General features: G+C 72.3%; 19 protein-coding genes. 12 read left to right on the top strand and 7 right to left on the bottom strand.

Features of this window, described 5'->3' with window-relative positions; translation table 11 throughout:
• The first annotated feature begins 289 nt into the window (after window positions 1-289).
• From ACIF80_RS15835 to ACIF80_RS15855, 5 genes are read left to right on the top strand one after another with little or no spacing between them, the layout of a single operon-like run.
• The gene (locus tag ACIF80_RS15835) at window positions 290-1,084 is read left to right on the top strand and encodes an ABC transporter ATP-binding protein (protein WP_399804595.1); all 795 of its coding nucleotides are present in this window, start codon (window positions 290-292) and stop codon (window positions 1,082-1,084) included.
• Complete coding sequence (locus ACIF80_RS15840) at window positions 1,081-1,884, top strand: ABC transporter ATP-binding protein (protein WP_399804597.1); 804 nt, start codon at window positions 1,081-1,083, stop codon at window positions 1,882-1,884. The genes ACIF80_RS15835 and ACIF80_RS15840 overlap by 4 nt, the downstream gene beginning before the upstream one ends.
• Window positions 1,881-2,777, top strand: a complete 897-nt coding sequence (locus tag ACIF80_RS15845) for a branched-chain amino acid ABC transporter permease (RefSeq protein ID WP_399804600.1) — start codon at window positions 1,881-1,883, stop codon at window positions 2,775-2,777. Before ACIF80_RS15840 ends, ACIF80_RS15845 begins: the two co-directional genes overlap by 4 nt.
• Entirely contained in the window at window positions 2,770-3,912 is a 1,143-nt protein-coding gene (locus tag ACIF80_RS15850; RefSeq protein ID WP_399804603.1) for a branched-chain amino acid ABC transporter permease, read from the top strand. The genes ACIF80_RS15845 and ACIF80_RS15850 overlap by 8 nt, the downstream gene beginning before the upstream one ends.
• Window positions 3,909-5,195, top strand: coding sequence for an ABC transporter substrate-binding protein (locus ACIF80_RS15855; RefSeq protein ID WP_399804606.1), 1,287 nt, complete (start codon window positions 3,909-3,911; stop codon window positions 5,193-5,195). The genes ACIF80_RS15850 and ACIF80_RS15855 overlap by 4 nt, the downstream gene beginning before the upstream one ends.
• Before the next feature lie 140 nt (window positions 5,196-5,335).
• Here the strand turns inward: ACIF80_RS15855 and ACIF80_RS15860 are convergent, their stop codons facing one another.
• Together ACIF80_RS15860 and mgrA are read right to left on the bottom strand one after the other, a co-directional pair.
• Window positions 5,336-5,818, bottom strand: coding sequence for an MSMEG_6728 family protein (locus ACIF80_RS15860; protein ID WP_399804608.1), 483 nt, complete (start codon window positions 5,816-5,818; stop codon window positions 5,336-5,338).
• A gap of 91 nt (window positions 5,819-5,909) precedes the next feature.
• The gene (mgrA, locus tag ACIF80_RS15865) at window positions 5,910-6,953 is read right to left on the bottom strand and encodes an L-glyceraldehyde 3-phosphate reductase (RefSeq protein WP_399804611.1); all 1,044 of its coding nucleotides are present in this window, start codon (window positions 6,951-6,953) and stop codon (window positions 5,910-5,912) included.
• Window positions 6,954-7,226: 273 nt separating this feature from the next.
• On the opposite strand from mgrA, the gene ACIF80_RS15870 reads away from it, so the two are divergent.
• Complete coding sequence (locus ACIF80_RS15870) at window positions 7,227-7,814, top strand: snapalysin family zinc-dependent metalloprotease (protein WP_399804614.1); 588 nt, start codon at window positions 7,227-7,229, stop codon at window positions 7,812-7,814.
• Between the two features lie 290 nt (window positions 7,815-8,104).
• Here the strand turns inward: ACIF80_RS15870 and ACIF80_RS15875 are convergent, their stop codons facing one another.
• A complete protein-coding gene (locus tag ACIF80_RS15875; RefSeq protein WP_399804616.1) occupies window positions 8,105-9,292 on the bottom strand; it encodes a S1 family peptidase in 1,188 nt (395 codons plus the stop codon).
• Window positions 9,293-10,505: 1,213 nt separating this feature from the next.
• Here ACIF80_RS15875 and ACIF80_RS15880 point away from each other — a divergent pair.
• From ACIF80_RS15880 to ACIF80_RS15890, 3 genes are all read left to right on the top strand, one after another.
• Window positions 10,506-11,591 carry a GNAT family N-acetyltransferase gene (locus ACIF80_RS15880; RefSeq protein ID WP_399804619.1) on the top strand — a complete coding sequence of 362 codons (1,086 nt, stop codon included), beginning with the start codon at window positions 10,506-10,508 and terminating at the stop codon, window positions 11,589-11,591.
• Window positions 11,592-11,679: 88 nt separating this feature from the next.
• On the top strand, window positions 11,680-12,246 hold the full coding sequence (locus tag ACIF80_RS15885) for a DUF2269 family protein (protein WP_399804621.1): 567 nt from the start codon (window positions 11,680-11,682) through the stop codon (window positions 12,244-12,246).
• A gap of 135 nt (window positions 12,247-12,381) precedes the next feature.
• On the top strand, window positions 12,382-12,834 hold the full coding sequence (locus ACIF80_RS15890) for an ATP-binding protein (protein WP_399804624.1): 453 nt from the start codon (window positions 12,382-12,384) through the stop codon (window positions 12,832-12,834).
• A 187-nt stretch (window positions 12,835-13,021) separates the two neighbouring features.
• On the opposite strand, the gene ACIF80_RS15895 is transcribed toward ACIF80_RS15890, so the two are convergent.
• The 3 genes from ACIF80_RS15895 to ACIF80_RS15905 form a co-directional block, all read right to left on the bottom strand.
• The gene (locus tag ACIF80_RS15895; protein ID WP_399805273.1) at window positions 13,022-15,421 is read right to left on the bottom strand and encodes an ATP-binding cassette domain-containing protein; all 2,400 of its coding nucleotides are present in this window, start codon (window positions 15,419-15,421) and stop codon (window positions 13,022-13,024) included.
• 92 nt (window positions 15,422-15,513) lie between these two features.
• Window positions 15,514-15,927, bottom strand: coding sequence for a VOC family protein (locus tag ACIF80_RS15900; protein WP_399804626.1), 414 nt, complete (start codon window positions 15,925-15,927; stop codon window positions 15,514-15,516).
• Between the two features lie 5 nt (window positions 15,928-15,932).
• On the bottom strand, window positions 15,933-16,382 hold the full coding sequence (locus ACIF80_RS15905; RefSeq protein ID WP_399804629.1) for a helix-turn-helix transcriptional regulator: 450 nt from the start codon (window positions 16,380-16,382) through the stop codon (window positions 15,933-15,935).
• A 184-nt stretch (window positions 16,383-16,566) separates the two neighbouring features.
• On the opposite strand from ACIF80_RS15905, the gene msrA reads away from it, so the two are divergent.
• Window positions 16,567-17,079, top strand: coding sequence for a peptide-methionine (S)-S-oxide reductase MsrA (gene msrA, locus ACIF80_RS15910; protein ID WP_381356737.1), 513 nt, complete (start codon window positions 16,567-16,569; stop codon window positions 17,077-17,079).
• 308 nt (window positions 17,080-17,387) lie between these two features.
• Here the strand turns inward: msrA and ACIF80_RS15915 are convergent, their stop codons facing one another.
• Entirely contained in the window at window positions 17,388-17,861 is a 474-nt protein-coding gene (locus ACIF80_RS15915; RefSeq protein WP_399805276.1) for a carboxymuconolactone decarboxylase family protein, read from the bottom strand.
• A 186-nt stretch (window positions 17,862-18,047) separates the two neighbouring features.
• Here ACIF80_RS15915 and ACIF80_RS15920 point away from each other — a divergent pair, with 186 nt between their 5' ends.
• Window positions 18,048-18,248 carry a hypothetical protein gene (locus tag ACIF80_RS15920; RefSeq protein ID WP_399804632.1) on the top strand — a complete coding sequence of 67 codons (201 nt, stop codon included), beginning with the start codon at window positions 18,048-18,050 and terminating at the stop codon, window positions 18,246-18,248.
• A gap of 63 nt (window positions 18,249-18,311) precedes the next feature.
• Window positions 18,312-18,536 carry a hypothetical protein gene (locus ACIF80_RS15925; RefSeq protein WP_399804634.1) on the top strand — a complete coding sequence of 75 codons (225 nt, stop codon included), beginning with the start codon at window positions 18,312-18,314 and terminating at the stop codon, window positions 18,534-18,536.
• The last annotated feature ends 22 nt before the right edge of the window (window positions 18,537-18,558 follow it).

The following is an 18,558-nucleotide window of genomic DNA, read 5'->3' on the forward strand; positions in this document are numbered from 1 at the left end:
CACCGTGGCCGGCCGCCACGCCTCCCGGCAGCAGGTCCCGGCCGCGGCGTGCGGCGAACACCAGGAGCGCACGGCCGGCCACCGTGACCGGACCGGCTGCTCGCGGGATCCGGTTGCGCGCCCCTCCGAGCGTGCCCCTGGGCACCCGCACAACCCCTGCCCGCCCCCGTTGGGACGTCGCAGCGAGCGGGGCCGGAGGCCTGTCCGGCACGCCCGCGCCCGTGCTGTCGTGAGCTCCCCTTCCCGTCGAAGCCGTCGCCGCCGTGCGGTACGGCCCCGAGGAGCCGTGATGCCCGAAGCACCACCGGACGACCCGCCCGCGCTGCACGTCGAGAACGTCGACGTGACGTACGGGCGCGCCCTGTCCGCCCTCCGTTCCGTGTCCCTCACCGTGCCGCACGGCGGCGTCGTCACCCTGCTCGGCGCCAACGGCGCGGGCAAGACGACCCTGCTGCGGGCCGTGTCCGGCACACTGCGCCTGCACCGCGGCGCCATCACGGCAGGCCGCATCCGCTACGGAGACACCGTGCTCGACGGCAAGGACCCCGTGACGGCGGTACGCGCCGGAGTCGTCCAAGTCCCCGAGGGGCGAAGGGTGTTCGCCGGACTCACGGTCGACGAGAACCTGCGCAGCGGCGGACTCGGACTCGGCCGTCGCGGCCGGGCCCAGGTCCACGAGGCACGGGAGCGCGTGTTCACGCTCTTCCCCCGGCTCGCCGAACGCACCCACCAGGCCGCGGGCCTGCTCTCCGGGGGCGAGCAGCAGATGCTCGCCATCGGCCGCGCCCTGATGGCCGCCCCCCGGCTGCTGCTCCTCGACGAGCCGTCCCTCGGCCTCGCGCCCCGGATGGTGTACCGGATCGCCGAGGTGATCCGCGAGATCAACACCCAGGGCACCGCCGTGCTCCTGGTCGAACAGAACGCGGGCATGGCACTCTCCCTCGCCGATCACGCCCACGTCCTCGAGGTCGGCGAGACCCGCCTGTCCGGCCCCGCCGACGAACTCGCCCGCACCGACGCCGTACGCCGCCTCTACCTGGGCGAGGCGGCCGAGGACCAGGCCGAGGACCAGGGGGCGGCGTGAACGACCGCACCACCGCCGCGCCGCCCGTGCTCGACGTACGGGACGTCACCGTGCGCTTCGCCGGACTCACCGCCCTCGACGCCGTCTCCCTCACCGTCGAACCCGGCACGGTGCACGCGATCATCGGACCCAACGGCGCCGGCAAGTCGACCTGCTTCAACGTGCTGTCCGGCCTGTGCCGCCCGGCCGCGGGCACGGTGACCCTCGGCGGCACCGAACTGACCCGGCTCGCCCCGCACCGCATCGCCGCGCTCGGCGTGGCCCGCACCTTCCAGAACATCGTCACCACCCAGGGAACGGTCGCCGACAACCTGATGCTCGGCCGCCACGCCCTGACCCGCGCCGGCTTCGCCGCCACCGCGCTGCGCCTGCCGGGCGCCGTCCGCGAACAGCGCGAGCATCTCGCACGAGCCCGCGAGATCGCCGAACTGACCGGCCTCGGCGCCCACTTCGACAGCCCCGTCGCCCTCCTGCCGTACGGCGACCGCAAACGCGTGGAACTCGCCCGCGCCCTCTGCCTGGAGCCACGTGTACTGCTGCTCGACGAACCGGTGGCCGGCATGAACGCCGCCGAACGCGCCCGCACGGCCGAGGTCGTGGGCGAACTGCGGACCGAACTCGGCCTGTCCATCGTCCTCGTGGAGCACGACATGGGCCTGGTCATGCGCCTCGCCGACGACGTCACCGTGCTCGACTTCGGCCGGTCCATCGCCCACGGCACCCCCGACGAGGTCCGCCGTGACCCCGAGGTGCTGCGCGCCTACCTCGGCACCGACACCCAGGAGGAGGACGCGGCATGACCGTATTCCTGGACAACGTCCTCGGCGGCATCGCCCTCGGCGCGGTCTACGCACTGGTCGCCCTCGGCTTCGTCGTCATCTTCAAGGCGTCCGGCGTCCTCAACTTCGCCCACGGCTCCCTGCTCCTGTTCGGCGGCTACCTGACCGCGGTCCTCCACGACGATCTCGGCTTCGCCGGCGCGCTGGCGCTGGCGATCCTGACCACCGCCGCCCTCGCGGGCGCCCTCGACCGGTTCCTGCTGCAACGCGGCGGACAGGACGCGCACTCCGCCCACGTGCAGACCATCGTCACCATCGGCATCGACATCGTCCTGCTGACCGACCTGGCCCGGCGCATCGGCGGCGACCTGCTGTCCCTCGGTGACCCGTGGGGCGACGCCGTGACCGACCTCGGCCCGGTGACCGTCGCCGACAGCCGGCTCGCGGCGATCGTGGTGTCCACCGTGGTCATCGGAGGCGTGTTCGCGCTCTTCCGGTTCACCTCCTGGGGACTTTCCCTGCGGGCGGCGGCGGAGGATCTCGAGGCGGCCTCCCTGATGGGCATACGGCTCGGCCGGGTGCGCGCCGGCGCCTGGTGCCTGGCGGGCGCGCTCGCCGCACTCGCCGCCGTGTTCCTCGCCGCCTTCCCGGCGCCCGGTCTGGAACGCAGCACCGGCCTGATCGCGCTCAACGCGTTCCCCGCGGCGATCCTCGGCGGGCTCGCCTCCCCGCCCGGAGCCCTCGCGGGCAGCCTGCTCATCGGCCTGACCGAGGCGCTGGTCGTCGGTTACCAGTCCGACCTGCACGTCCTCGGTGAGGGCTTCGGCGACGTCGCCCCGTACGCCGTGATGCTGCTGGTGCTCCTGGTACGGCCCGCGGGGCTGTTCGGCGCGAAGGGAGCGGCCCGTGTCTGACCGCATCCCCGGAGCCCTGACCGGCCGAGGAGCACGGATCGTCCTCCTCGCCGTCGTCCTGTGCCTCCCGCCGTTCTACCTGGACGCCTTCTGGCTGCGCATCGGCCTGTTCTCCATGGCGGCCGCCATCGGCGCCGTCGGCCTCGCCCTGCTGACCGGCACCGCCGGACAACTCTCCCTCGGCCACGCCTTCTTCCTCGCCACCGGCGCCTACGGCTACACGTGGCTGGCGGGCGAGCCCGGGCCGGGACTGCCGCCCGCCCTCGCCGCCCTCCTCGCCGTACTGCTGGCCGGCGCGGCGGGCGGACTGTTCAGCCCCGTCGCCGCCCGGGTGCGCGGCATCTACCTGGGCATCGCCACCCTCGCCCTGGTCTTCCTCGGCCACCACGTACTGCTGACCGCAGACTCCGTCACCGGCGGGTTCAACGGACGCTCCGTGCCACCGCTGACCCTCGGAGGCTTCACCTTCGGGGCCGGCGACCCCGAACTGACCGTGCTCGGCGTGCCGTTCGGCGCGGAGGAACGGTTGTGGTTCCTGGGCCTGGCCCTGTTCGCCTTCACCTGGTTCACCGCCCGCGGCCTGCTGCGCGGACGCCCCGGCCGCGCCCTGGCCGCCCTGCGCGACAGCGAGACCGCGGCCGCCGTGATGGGCGTCGACGTCGCCCGCCACCGCTCGGCGGCCTTCGTGGTGTCGTCCATGTACGCCGGGCTCGCGGGCGTGCTCCTCGCCCTCTCCTTCCGCCGGGTCGTCCCGGACTACTTCTCCCTGGTCCTCTCCGTCGACTACCTCGCCATGATCGTCATCGGCGGGCTCGGCTCCGTCGCCGGAGCCACCGCGGGCGCCGTCTTCGTCACCGCGCTCCCGCTGCTCATGACCCGCTACGCCGACCAGCTCCCGCTGGTGGCCGCCCCCGGCTCGGCCGACGGCTCCGTCGGCCCCACCGAGGCCGCCCGCTATCTCTACGGCGCCGCGATCGTCCTCGTCCTGCTGTACGCGCCCGACGGCCTGCACGGACTGGCCCGCCGGGCCCGCGACCGCATCCGGCGCCGACGCCCCCGGGCCCCCGCCACGGACCCAGCCCTCTCACCACCGCAACCGGCCGCAACCGCACGACCCAAGGAGCACACCCCGTGAACACCACGCATCACCGGCGCCGCACCACCGGCGCCGCCCTCGCCGGAGCCCTCGTCCTGCTGCTCGCGGCCACCGGATGCAGTTCCAAGGCGGACGACGGCGACGGCGGAGGCGACAAGAGCGCCGGCGCCGCCGACGGCGTCCGCACCGGCCCCGGCATCGGTGCCGAAAGCATCAGGCTGGGCGCCCTCACCGACCTGACCGGCCCCTACGCCACGCTCGGCAAGAGCATCGTGCAGGCCCAGCAGATGTGGGCCGACGAGGTCAACGCCGACGGCGGCATCTGCGACCGCCGGATCGAGATCGTCGTCAAGGACCACGGGTACGACGTGCAGAAGGCCGTCACCGCCTACGCCGACCTCGCCCCGGACGTCGTCGCCATGCCCCAGGTCATCGGCTCGCCCGTCGTCGCCGCCCTGCTCGACGACATCGAGCGGGACAAGATGCTCACCTTCCCGCAGGCCTGGGCGGCCTCCCTGCTCGGCAAGGAGGCCATCCAGGTGCTCGGCACCACCTACGACATCGACATGATCGCCGCGGTCGACTTCCTCACCCGCACCAAGGGCCTGAAGAAGGGCGACACGATCGGCCACGTCTACTTCGAGGGCGACTACGGCAGCAACGCCCTGGAAGGCTCCACCTGGGCGGCCGAGCAGGCCGGCCTGAAGGTGGCCGGGCAGAAGATCCAGGCCACGGACACCGACCTGTCCGCACAGGTGTCCGCCCTGAGCAAGGAGGGCGTCAAAGCGGTCCTGATCAGCGCGGGCCCCGCCCAGACCGCCTCCCTCGTCGGCGTCGCCGCCTCCCGCGGCCTGCGCGTGCCCGTGGTCAGCAGCGCGCCGGGTTACGCACCGCAGCTCATGGAGACCCCGGCCGCGCCGGCCCTGGCGGCCATGCTGCACGTCGTGAGCGCCGCGCCCGCGGTCAGCTCCGAACTGCCGGGAGTCCAGCGCATGGTGGCGTCGTACAAGAAGGAGTTCCCGGACTCGCCCGTCGACTCCGGGGTGCTGTCCGGCTACAACGCGGCACAGCTCATGGGCGCCGACCTGAAGGCGGCCTGCGAGGCGGGCGGTCTCAGCCGCGAGGACGTCCTCAAGGCGCACCGTGCGCAGAAGAACGCCGACACCGGCCTCGGCACCGCGCAGAACTTCTCCGACGTCGACCGTCCGGCGAGCGTCGAGACGTATGTGCTGAAGCCCGACGCGAAGGCGGTCGGCAGCGTCGTGAACGTCGAGGACGCGCACACGGCTCCGGGTGTCGAGGAGTACCTGTCCGGGCGGTAGGCGCACCGTCCGGCCCGCCCCGGCGGACCCCGCGGAGGGGGACGCCGGGGCATCCGTGCGCTCGGGGCAGGGCAGGGCAGGACAAGGCAGGGCAGGGCAGGGACGGGAACGGGCGGTGCGAGGCCGGCGGAACGGCGGCCTCAGCCGGGGAGGAACCGGGGGGAACGGTCCGAGGCCGGCCAGACGTACGGCAGGTCGTCCGGCTCCCCGGGGAAGTACTCCGCGTAGAAGGCCGGGTCCTTGCGCACCAGGGCCGACCGGTGGCTGCGGTGCAGGGCGTCGTCCCCGAGCCAGGGCGGCAGTTCACCCGCCTCGGTCAGCTCCCGCTGACCGCGCACCGGTGCGCCGGGCCGGACGGCGGCCAGATCGGCGACGAGCGTGGCGGCGCAGCTGTCCTGGTGCCCCCGGGCACGCCAGACCCGGCAGATCTCGAGGCCGTAGCGCACCAGCGCCTCCTCGTAGCCGGTCCACATGCGAACCGCCGGGTGCCGGCGCCACCCGTAGCCGGGCACGATGAGGCCGCGCAGGACCTGGAGCGCCTCCACCCGCTGCTTGCCGAGCCGGCGCCGGTCGAGTACCGACGCCGACTCGTGGAAGCCGGGATAGGGCAGGAACGTCTGCATCGGGCCGTCCCGAGGGCTGGGGCCACCGGGGCCGCGGAACGCGGCCCGCCCCGTCGCAGTTCCCCTCCCGCCGCGGTGCACACCCCTCGGCTCAGCCCAGGTTGCCGAGACGGGCCTCACGCCACAGGTCGACGCCGCCGTCGGTGGCGTACTTGTCGATCTCGGCCAGCTCCTCGCCGCTGAAGTCGAGGTTGTCCAGCGCGGCGACGTTCTGCTCCAGCTGTTCGGTGCGGGACGCGCCGATGACCAGCGAGGTGACGCGCCGGTCCCGCAGGGCCCAGGCCAGCGCCATCTGCGCCAGCGTCTGCCCACGGCGGGCCGCGATGTCGTTGAGGGCGCGCAGCCGGTGCAGCATGTCGTCCGTCAGCCACGCGGTGTCGAACGACTTGCCCTGTGTCGCCCGCGAACCCTGTGGCACTCCGTCCAGGTAGCGCCCGGTCAGCAGCCCCTGCGCCAGCGCCGTGAACCCGATGATCCCGAAGCCCTCCTCCTGGGCCACGTCCAGCAGCCCCTCGGTCTCGATCCAGCGGTTCAGCATGCTGTACGAGGGCTGGTGGATCAGCAGCGGAGTCCCGAGGTCCCGGAGGATGGCGACCGCCTCACGGGTGCGCTCGGCGTCGTAGGAGGAGATGCCGACGTAGAGCGCCTTGCCCTGGCGGACCGCGGTGTCCAGCGCGCCCATGGTCTCCTCGAGGGGAGTGGTGGCGTCGAGCCGGTGGGAGTAGAAGATGTCCACGTAGTCCAGGCCCATCCGCTTCAGCGACTGGTCCAGCGAGGCGAGCATGTACTTGCGCGATCCGCCGCCCTGACCGTAGGGACCCGGCCACATGTCCCAGCCGGCCTTGGTGGAGATCACCAGCTCGTCCCGGTGCGGGGCGAGGTCCTGCTTCATCAGCCGGCCGAAGTTGACCTCCGCGGCGCCGTAGGGCGGTCCGTAGTTGTTCGCGAGGTCGTGGTGGGTGATGCCGAGGTCGAAGGCGCGCAGCGCGATCTCGCGCTGCGTCCCGAAGGCCCGGTCGTCACCGAAGTTGTGCCAGTAGCCCAGGGACAGCAGGGGAAGGTCGAGTCCCGAACGTCCGGTGCGCCGGTAGCGCATGGTGCCGTTGTAGCGCTCGGGGTTGATCACGTGGTTCATCGGGTGGTCTCCGGGTGCGATTCAGGGGTGTCCGGGGGACTCTGGAACCCTGCCCACAGTGCCTCCGCGTGATCCGGAAGTCCAACCGATCCTCTTCATGGAATTCAGTGATGCCGCTTCTGAACCGTGGGACCAGGTGAGGGCCCGGTGGGAGGTGGCGGACCGCTGTACGGGACCGGCGGGCCGATTGACGGATTGCCGCCCTCACCGGGTGGGCAGGGAGGCAATGAGTGTCATGAGCACGACTAACCTGTCCCCACAAGGAGGTCGATCATGCGCATCCGTACGCTGACCGGAAGCCTGGCCGCGGTTCTGGCGCTTTCCTCCCCCCTGCTGTGGGGCGGCCAGGCCGTGGCCGCCCCGTCCGGCGCACCCGAGCAGACGTCGGCCGCCCGCCTGCTCACCTACGACGCGAGCGGCTCGGCGGAGTTCAGGTCCGCCGTCGACCGGGGTGCGGCGATCTGGAACGAGAGCGTCGACACCGTGGAACTCCGCCCGGCCGCTTCCGGGCAGCGCGCCAACATCCGGGTCCTGGCGGACAACGGCTGGCCGCGCGCCCTGCCCACCACCCTGGGCAACGGCACCGTCTACATCGGGCGCCAGGCCGTGAACCAGGGCTACGACACGGTCCGCATCTCGGCCCACGAACTCGGTCACATCCTGGGCCTGCCGGACCGTAAGCCAGGACCCTGCTCCAGCCTGATGTCCGGCTCCAGCGCGGGAACCGCGTGCACCAACCGTTACCCGAACGCGGCGGAGAGGGCGGCAGTCGAGGACAACTTCGCCGGTGCCCTCTCCGGAGCGCCGGAACAGGCAGGGGTGCCGGGGCCGGTGCCCCGAGCCGTGCTGATCAGGGACTGACCGGCAGTCCCGCCGTGCACGCCGGACCACCTCGTACGCCGCTCATCCGTCCGATGTGACTGCCGGGCCGAATGCGGCTATGGTTGACGCAGGTCAAGGCGCCGGAACTCCCGGAACCTTCCCGTGCGTTGGTGGTCCAAGGAAAGACGCCCCGCTTCCTGCGGGGAGATGCAGGTGCAAGGCCTGCCCAGCGCTCCACTGCAAGCCCCGCCCCCGAATGTCTGTTCGGGGGCGGGGCTTGTGTCGTCGGCGCTACGTGCCTCGGGGTCCGGTCGGGCCGTTGGGCCGGGTCACGCCGTGTGCAGGGTCAGCCCGTAGCGGCCCAGGATCTCGTTGATCGGCTGGAACCAGGTCTCGCCCCCGGAGGAGCAGTTGCCCCAGCCGCCGGAGGTGACGCCCTGCGCCTGGTCACCGCTGATGAACGAACCGCCCGAGTCGCCGCCTTCGGCGCAGACGCTCGTCTTCGTCATCTGATGCACCGCGCCCTGGCTGTAGTTGACGGTCTCGTTCTTGGCCAGGAGCCTGCCGCAGTGCCAGCGGGTCGTGGAACCCGAGCGGCAGATCGAGGCGCCGACCGGAGCCTCGTTGGAGCCGCGCACCAGCTGGTCGGAGACCGTTCCCCAGCCGAGCACGACCGGTACCGTCCACCAGCCGCTGCCCACGTTGACCCACGCGTAGTCGTTGCCCGGGAACGAGGAGCCCTGGAAGTTGCCGATGTAGGAGCCGTCCCAGCCCCGCACCTGGCCGCCCACGCCGCCGCAGTGCCCGGCGGTCACGAAGCCGCCGTGGACCGAGAAGCCGATGGAACAACGGACGTTGCCCGTGTAGTAGGGGTCGCCGCCCACCGTTCCGGCGGCGAAGGTCTCGGCGGCCGCCCGCACGGTCCGTACGGTGACCGGTCCCGCCTCGCGGGCCTCGGAGAGGAACCGCCGGACATCGTTGTCGGACCGCTCGCCCTCGACGACGTTCACGACCACCGTGTTGGCGGCCGGGTCCACGGACCAACTGCTCACGCCCGACGGTGCGTCGAGGCGGTCCAGGCGTGACACGGTCGCGTCGAGCCGGCGCGCGCTGTGCTCGACGGTACGGACGGCCGCGCCGGAGGACCGGAGGCTGCGGACGGTGGCGGCGTCGGCGTCCGGGGTGACGGCGACGGTCAGCTTCTCGCTCTTCGCGTCGAACCAGGCGCCGCCGTACGCCGGTCCGGCGGTCTTGCGGGCCTTGGGTTCGAGTGCGGTGGCCCGCTGTTCGGCGGCGAGCCGTTCCTCGGCCTCGGCGGGGGAGAGGCCGAAGTCCCGTTGCATGGCTTGCAGCAGGGCGGCGGAGGCCGGCGCGGATTGTGCCGATGCGGCGGAGGCGGCGGGGGAGCCGGAACCCGGGGTGTCGCTCGCCGAGGCGGGCGGAGTGCCGGCCGCGGTCCAACTGCCGATCATGAGGAGTGCGGCCACGCAGGCATGCGTGAGTCCGATGCGTCTCATGGAAGATGCCCTTCGTCGTTCCAACGAGGTGGGGGTGGAACAAACGCAATCTGAGAGCGCTCTCATTCGAGTCGGGCAGAGCCTAGCGGGCGCGGGCTATCAGGTCCATGCCAATGACGGAATCCGGTGCCTCGCTTGCCGGTTGCCCGCTCGTGACGGGTGTCGGCGGGCCTTGCCCAGGGGCAGCCCAGGGGGCAGTGGGCACGGGCGACCGGCCGTGCCGCCGGCTGTTCCGCCCACCGTGTCTTTCCGGCCTCCTGCTCGGCGGTGACCGGATCTTCGTACTGGAGACGAAGCCGGACGCAGGGGTGAACCGCTCTTACTCCGGGGCAGGAGGTGTGACCAGTGGTGCGGCAGCGGAACAATGGGGCCGACGTGCTCCGATGCGGGCCCAGTGACGATGCCCAGGCCTTGACGACGCGGGAGGCGCTCGGCGCTACTGGAAGGCGTCCCGGGCGTACGTTCTGTGGGGGGCTCGCCCGGTACCGGCCCGGTATGCCCACCCCCGCCGGGATGCACGTCGGGAGGTGACCGGTGCGGCCTCGATGGGCGGCGGCGATGCTCCTGCTGACGTCGGTACTGCTCCTGCACCTGTGCTCGCCCGCTCTCGGGGCGGAACGGCATACGCAGCCGGACCGGCACATGGCGGCACGCACCATGTGCGCACACCCCATGGCGGAATCGCCCAGGGCGACGCCCCACCCCCTGGTGGCCCGGCACATGGCCGCACACCCCACGAGCCCGGTCCACCCGACGTCGGTTCACCACACAGTCCCCGCGGGAGTCCCCGCGGCGACCCTCCCGGCAGTCGCCCCGGCCCTCATCCCGGAGGGTCCCGACCCCCAGCGCGCAGGGAAGCCCCCTCCCGGTGTCCCGGACGCCGCACTCCACCTCCGCCTCGCCCGCTCGCCGAGGACCGCCGGAGCGGCCGGGGCGGCACCGCACACGGCGACGGACGCCCAGGCGAACGCGGTTCCCCCGGAGCAGGCCGCCCGTGACGCGTATCCGTCAGGCACCCCACAAGGCGCGGAGCCGGTACTCCCGGCCCACGGCGCCAGCGCCCTGCAGACGTTCCGCTGCTGAACCGAGGCAGTACCGCCCGAGGCCTGCACCACGCGGCCCGAGCACTGCCCGGCGACCCCGCGCCCCGCACGGCACCGCAGCAGACAGGCCCTCGTGCGTCCCGGCACCCGTGACGACACAGGAGACCCGCATGCCCCGAAAGCACCTTCTCGTTCTGCGGCCGGACGAACTCGGCCCCGGCGAGCACAAGACATGGAGACACCTGCGCAGCGAGTCCGGCGCGCCGGAGAACCCGTTCCTCGACCCGGCGTTCACCACGGCCGTCGGGCACGGCAGGCCCGGTGCCAGGGTCGCCGTACTCCACGAGGACGGCACCGCCGTCGGCTTCTTCCCCTACGAGAAGGGGCGGTTGGGACAGGGCCGGGCCATCGGGCTCGGGGTGTCGGACAGCCAGGGGGCCGTCCTGCACCCCGGTGTCCGGGTCGACCCCCACAGACTCCTGGCCGCCTGCGGACTCTCCTCGTGGGAGTTCGACAACCTGGAGGCCGGCCAGCACCTCTTCGTACCGCACGCCACCGAGCGACTCGTCAGTCCGGTCGTCGACATCGGCGAGGGCTTCGCCTCCTACACCGGGCTGCTGCGGGCGAACGCGCCGGGCTTCCTCAAGCAGACCCTCGCCAAGGAACGCAGACTCGCCCGTCAGGTCGGAGAGGTGCGGTTCGTGTACGACGCGCGGGACCCGGACGCGTTACGGGCGCTGATGCGCTGGAAGTCCGCGCAGTACCGGCGCACCGGGCGCCGGGACCGGTTCGCGCAGCCGTGGATCACCGCTCTGGTGGAGCGGCTCGCGAGTGGCGACGACCCCGAATGCCGTGGGCTGCTCTCCGTGCTGTACGCCGCCGGCCGCCCCGTGGCCGCCCACTTCGGGCTGCGCTCGCCCACGGTCCTGTCCTGGTGGTTCCCGGCGTACGACCGCGACTACGGAAAATACTCACCCGGGCTGGTGCTGCACCTGCGGATGCTGGAGGCCGCGGCGGCCGACGGGATCCGCATGGTCGATCTGGGCAGCGGGCCGGCCCGCTACAAGGACTCGCTGAAGACCCGCGAACTGCCCCTCTACGAAGGCGCCGTGGTGCGCCCGGTGCCGGGCGGGGCCGCGTACCGCCTGAGCCGTGAACCGGCGCGGGCCGCCCGCCGCTTCGTCCGCGACCGCCCCCGGCTGGCCGGTGCGGCGAGGCGCGCGCTGGAGGAGGTGGGCCGGCTGCGCGACCGGTGAGGGGCTTCCCGCGTACGCCGAGGCCAGTACCCGGGGTCACTCCCGCTGTGGGACGCCCCGGGCGTCCGGGCCCGGCACCGTGGAGCGGGTGAAACTCAGCCGCCCCGCACGCCGGGCTCTCCTCGTCGTCCATGTCGTCTCCTCCGCGAGCTGGCTCGGGCTCACCCTCGGGCTGCTCGCACTCGGTGTCACCGCCGTCACCACCGGTTCCGAGGCCACCGTGGAGGCGTCCGTCCGCGCCATGAAGCTCTTCGCCGACCTGCTCCTGGTTCCGCTCGCCCTGCTCACCCTGGCCGGCGGACTGGTGCTGTCCCTGGGCACCCCGTGGGGACTGGCGAGGCACCGGTGGGTGTACACGAAGTTCTGGCTGACCCTGGCGACGACCACGGCGACGGTCCTCGCGCTGCGGCCGGGAGTGAACGCGGCGGTGACCGCCGTGGCCGCGGGGCGCCCCCTGCCCGACGCGGGCGATGTCCTCTTCGGTCCGGTCGTGTCCTTGTCCGCCTATGTCTTCATGACGGCGATCTCGATCCTCAAACCCTGGGGCCCGACCCGCAGGGGCCGCCGCCTGCGCGCCGGAGCCCGTGCCCCGGAACCGGCCGGACCGGTGGACGCCCCGGAACCGGGCGCCCACCGCCCTGTCGGTCGCGCCTGACACAATTCGAGGCGCCTGGCGCGTTTCCCGGAGCGGAAGAGAAGCACCCGCGCGGGGCACCACCGTGGGCCGGGGGAATGCGGCCGGAGATCACGGGTAGGCGCGCAGTGTGATCGGTGAGTGAAGGCGGATTGGATGGAAGCAGTTCCTGCCGGTGGAGAGGATCCGGTGTCCGGCGTACCGCGGCGGGCGTCCTATGTCCTGGACGGCGACGGCGCGTGGATAGCGGAGGCCCGGCGGCTGGCCGCCGCGTTCCTGACGCGGGCTCAGGCGGAGGACGCGGTGTCCGTCTCGGCCCGCGCGATGGAGGTCACCCAGCTCGTGGTGAGCGAGCTGGTCACCAACGCCCGCAAGTACGCGCCCGGTCCCGTCCGGCTGGACCTGCGCATCGTCGGAGACGCCCTTGAGGTGATGGTCCGGGACGGCAGCACCGCGCTGCCCGTGGCCGGGGTCGCGAACCCGGACCGCGTGGGCCGGCACGGCCTGGAGATCGTGCTGGCCGTCGCCCGCGGGGTGGACGTGCAGCCCGAGCCGACCGGAAAACGCATCACGGCCCTGATCTCCCTCATGGAGACCGGCGACCGGTGACGGCCGGCCGCGTCACACACCTCCGCGTCACACGGCCCCGCCTCACACGGCTCCGCGCCATCCACCCTGGTTCCCGTGCCCCTGCGTCCGGACCCTGCGGGTGCCCGGAACCACCGGCGACCGGACGGCGCACGGCGGCTTCCCGGCCCGGGGCGCCGGGCAGGAGCCCTGCGCCCCGGGCCGGGGCTCAGGCGCCGACGTAGGACGCGAGGTGCTCGGCGGTGAGGGTGGAGCGGGCGGCGACCAGGTCGGCGGGGGTGCCCTCGAAGACGATGTGACCGCCGTCGTGCCCGGCGCCCGGCCCGAGGTCGATGATCCAGTCGGCGTGCGCCATGACCGCCTGGTGATGCTCGACGACGATCACCGACTTGCCGGAGTCGACCAGCCGGTCGAGCAGACCCAGCAGCTGCTCGACGTCGGCGAGGTGCAGACCGGTGGTCGGCTCGTCGAGGACGTAGACGCCGCCCTTCTCCGCCATGTGCACGGCCAGCTTCAGCCGCTGCCGCTCGCCGCCGGACAGCGTGTTCAGCGGCTGGCCGAGAGTGAGGTAGCCGAGCCCCACGTCGGCGAGCCGGCCGAGGACACGGTGCGCCGCCAAAGTGCGCGCCTCACCGGCGCCGAAGAACTCCTCCGCCTCGGCCACCGACATCGCGAGCACCTCGCTGATGTCCCGGCCGCCGAAGCGGTACTCCAGCACCGACGCCTGGAACCGCCTGCCCTCGCAGTCCTCGCAGGTGCCGGCCACCCCGGCCATCATCGCCAGATCGGTGAAGACGACACCGGCGCCGTTGCAGGTGGGGCAGGCCCCCTCGGAATTGGCACTGAACAGCGCCGGCTTGACACCGTTGGCCTTGGCGAACGCCTTGCGGATCGGGTCCAGCAGCCCGGTGTACGTCGCCGGGTTGCTCCGCCGCGAGCCGCGGATCGGACTCTGGTCCACCGACACCACGCCCTCGCCACCGGCCCCCGACGGCGTGCACAGCGACCCGTGCACCAGCGAACTCTTGCCGGAACCGGCGACACCGGTGACGACCGTGAGCACGCCGAGCGGGATGTCGACGTCGACGTCGCGCAGGTTGTGCGTCGTCGCTCCGCGGATCTCCAGCGCCCCCGAAGGCTTGCGCACCGACTCCTTCAGCGTCGCCCGGTCGTCGAAATGGCGGCCCGTGACCGTGTCACCGTTCCGCAGCCCGTCGACGGTTCCCTCGAAGCAGACGGTGCCGCCCGCCGTACCGGCACCGGGGCCGAGGTCGACGACATGGTCGGCGATCGCGATCGTCTCCGGCTTGTGCTCCACGACCAGCACCGTGTTGCCCTTGTCCCGCAACCTCAGCAGCAGGTCGTTCATCCGCTGGATGTCGTGGGGGTGCAGGCCGATGGTGGGCTCGTCGAAGACGTACGTGATGTCGGTGAGCGGGGAGCCGAGGTGGCGGATCATCTTGACGCGCTGCGCCTCACCGCCCGACAGCGTGCCCGAGGGCCGCTCCAGCGCGAGGTAGCCGAGCCCGATCTCCACGAACGAGTCGAGGGTGCCGCCCAGCGAGGTGAGCAGCGGCGCCACCGAGGGCTCGGACAGGCCGCGGACCCACTCGGCCAGGTCCCGGATCTCCATCGCACAGGCGTCGGCGATGCTGATGCCCTTGATCTTCGACGACCGGGCCCCCTCGCTCAGCCGGGTGCCGTCGCACTCGGGGCAGGTGGTGAAGGTGACCGCCCGCTCCACGAACGCCCGGATGTGCGGCTGCATCGACTCCTTGTCCTTCGACAGGAACGATTTCTGGATCTTGGGGATCAGCCCCTCGTAGGTGAGGCTGACGCCGTCGACCTTCACCTTGACCGGTTCCCGGTACAGGAAGTCCCGCATCTCCTGCTCGGTGAACTTCCGGATCGGCTTGTCCGGGTCGACGAAGCCCGACTCGGCGTAGACCCGGACGGTCCAGAAGCTGTCCGACTTCCAGCCGGGAATGGTGAACGCGCCCTCGGCCAGCGACTTGGAGTCGTCGTAGAGCTGGGTGAGGTCGATGTCGGAGACGGCGCCCCGGCCCTCGCAGCGCGTACACATCCCGCCGGTGCGCTCGTAGGTCGCCTTCACCGCCTTTTTGTTGCCGCGTTCGACGGTGATCGCCCCGCTCGCCCGGACCGAGGCGGTGTTGAAGGAGAACGCGCCGGGCGGACCGATGTGCGGAGTGCCGAGCCGGCTGAAGAGGATGCGCAGCATCGCGTGGGCGTCGGTGACGGTGCCGACCGTGGACCGCGGGTCGGACCCCATCCGCTGCTGGTCGACGACGATCGCGGTGGTCAGCCCTTCGAGGACGTCGACGTCGGGCCGCGCCGGGGTCGGCATGAAGCCCTGCACGAAGGCGCTGTACGTCTCGTTGATCAGCCGCTGCGACTCCGCCGCGATCGTGTCGAACACCAGCGAGCTCTTGCCCGAACCGGAGACACCGGTGAACACCGTCAGCCGGCGCTTGGGGATCTCGACGCTGACGTCCTTGAGGTTGTTCACGCGAGCGCCGTGGACGCGGATCAGTTCGTGCCTGTCGGCGCCGTGCGGTGCGGGCGACTGCGTCTTCGTCCTCGTGGTCATGCCGGTGGTGCCGTCCTCTCGTCTGCGGTCCGTGGTCCTGGTGCCGGCCGGGGGCGCGGAGCCCCCGGCCGGCGGCGCGGCCGGGGTACGGCTCAACGCAGCTCCTGAATGCGGATCAGGTTGCCCGAAGGGTCGCGGAAGGCGCAGTCGCGCACACCGTACGGTTGTTCGGTCGGCTCCTGGACGACCTCGGCGCTGTCGGCCGCCTGCAGTTTCGCGAACGTGCCGTCGAGATCGTCGGTGGCCAGCAGGAGGCCCGCGTAGGTGCCCTTGGCCATCATCTCGGTGATCATGCGGCGTTCGTCGTCGGTGACCCCGGGATCGGCGGCCGGCGGGGTCAGCACGATGGACGTGCCGGGCCGGTCGGCGGGACCGACGGTGATCCAGCGCATGCCGCCGTATCCGACGTCCTTGCGCACCTCGAAGCCGAGGGTGTCGCGGTAGAAGGCCAGGGAGGCCTCGGGGTCGTCGTGGGGGAGGAAACTCGCGTGAATGCTGATGTCCATGGACGTCACGCTAGAGGCGCCCGCCCCCCGGGCGCTTCTTGATTCCTGACCGGTCTGGTCACCTGCTTCGCCACACACGCCGGCATCCCCTCCGTCGCGTCGGCGGCGAGGCGCCGGTAGGCGCTGGGCGGCATGCCGACGAGTTCGGTGAAGCGCGTGCTGAACGTGCCCAGCGACGAGCTGCCGACCGCGAAGCAGACCTCGGTGACACTCAGGTCGCCGCGGCGCAGCAGCGTCATCGCCCGCTCGATGCGCCGCGTCATCAGGTAGCTGTACGGCGACTCGCCGTACGCGGCCCGGAACTCCCGGCTCAGATGCCCGGCCGACATGTGCACGCCCCGGGCGAGCGCCTCGACGTCCAGCGGCTGCGCGTACTCCCGGTCGATCCGGTCACGGACCCGGCGCAGCCGTGCGAGATCGCGCAGCCGCTGTGCCGGGGCGGGTGAGCCGGTCATACGCGAGATCGTACACACGCCCGCTGTCCGGCCAGGGCGGAATCCGCCGGGGCGGACGGCCGTGGACGGAACAACAGGGCTCCCGGCATGGTTGTGACCGGTGCGCGTACGGCCGCGGCCGTACGGGATCATGAGTGCGAGGCGGACGGGTCCGTCGAAGGACGCGGGAGAAGGGCGAGACGAGATGACGAGGACCGAGGAGAAGGCGCTGCTGGCGGGCGGCTGTTTCTGGGGCATGGAGGAGCTGATCCGCACGTTTCCGGGCGTCCTGAGCACACGCGTCGGCTACAGCGGCGGCGACGTCCCCAACGCCACCTACCGCAACCACGGTACCCACGCCGAGTCGATCGAGATCACCTACGACCCGGCGGTCACCGACTACCGGACGATCCTGGAGTACTTCTTCCAGATCCACGACCCGAGCACGAAGAACCGGCAGGGCAACGACATCGGGCTGAGCTACCGCTCCGCCATCTTCTACTTCGACGACGAGCAGAAGCGCGTCGCCGAGGAGACGATCGCCGACGTCGACGCGTCGGGTCTGTGGCCGGGGCCCGTGGTCACCGAGGTCGCACCGGCCGGCCCGTTCTGGCTGGCCGAGCCCGAGCACCAGGACTACCTCCAGCGGTACCCGGACGGTTACACCTGCCACTTCGTCCGACCCGGCTGGCGCCTGCCCCGGCGCGCGGAGTCCTGAGCCGCTGAGGTCCCGGCACGTCGGACCGGGCGGCACCCACCACGTCCCACCCCAGGGGGCGCGCACGCGAGGCGGCGCGCCCCCTGGGGTGGGACGCCGGTGCTCCGGGCCGGCCCGGCCGGTACCGATCACCGGCACCATGATGGACGGACGCCGTTCGGTGACAGCCGCGATTGCTCCGTTCCCCGGGGTCCTCGCTCACTTCGACAGGGCGGGCGGGGCGCCTGTGGCACGGCCGCCGCGCCCTCGCTGCCGGGGAGGGACGCCCCCGCCCCGGTCCCGGCCGGGCCGGAGCGGGCGGACGCCCGTCAGCCGAACTGGCCGGGCTGGTAGTCGCCGGCGGGCTGCTGGTTGATGACGTTGATGCGGTTGTAGGTGTTGATGACTGCGATGAGGGAAATGAGCGCGACCAGTTGGTCCTCGTCGTAGTGCTTGGCCGCGTCGGCCCACGCCTCGTCGGTGACGCCGCCGGCGGCGTCGGCGATACGGGTGCCCTGTTCGGCGAGTTCGAGTGCGGCCCGTTCGGCCTCGGTGAAGACGGTGGCCTCGCGCCAGGCGGCGACGAGGTGGAGGCGCTGGGCGCTCTCGCCGGCGTGGGCGGCGTCCTTGGTGTGCATGTCGGTGCAGAAGCCGCAGCCGTTGATCTGGCTGGCGCGGATCTTCACCAGTTCCTGGGTGGCGTGCGGCAGGCCCGATTCGGACGCCGCCCTGCCCGCCGAGTTGATGTGCTTCAGTACCTTGGCGCCGAGTGCGTTGCCGAAGAAGTCGAGACGGGCATCCATGGTGATCTCCTGGGTCGCGATTGCGGTTACGTACTCCTGACGGGACAGCCCGCCGAGGTGTGACAGGACGCGCGGTGTGACGTACGTCTCCCTGCCGGAGAAGGTCCGCGGGAAGGGGGCCGGCGGGGGTGCCGAGGTCGCGGAGGTGTCGTTCGGGAAGCGGAGGGCGAGCGATAACCTGGCCGCATGCAGGACCACGCCTTCTCACCCGCCGGGAGCGGCACCGCCCTGCCGCGTGCCCGGGGCGCGCTCGGCGATCCGACGCGGCCCGGCACCGTCCGGGTGTTCTCCGGCGCCCGGTTCCCTGGACTGCGGTCCGCACCGCTGCCGGCGGTCGTCGCCGGGCATGTCGGCGGGCATGTCACCGAGGCCCGCGACGAGGACTGATATCCGGCCCGGGTACGGGAACAATGAGGGGGACTGGAAGCCCGGACGGGGAGCGGAGCGTCGGTGAGTGAGCGTCAGGAATGCGACTGGACGGACATGACGCCAGGAGATTTCGACCGGGACGCTCCCCTGTGCCTGAACGTGGGCACCGGACCCGTCGTGGTTCCGGCGGAACCCGACGAGTACGGCACGGTGCCCCTGTTCGGCGAGGAGGCACCGGCCCGGCGTCCCGGCCGGCGCCGGCCCCCGCTCGGCGGCGCGCCCGCCGAGCAGGAGCACCTGTTCTGATCCGGCCCGGGGCGCCGCCGCC

It is taken from the genome of Streptomyces sp. NPDC085927 (assembly GCF_044540975.1).
GTDB classification, from domain to species: domain Bacteria; phylum Actinomycetota; class Actinomycetes; order Streptomycetales; family Streptomycetaceae; genus Streptomyces; species Streptomyces hirsutus.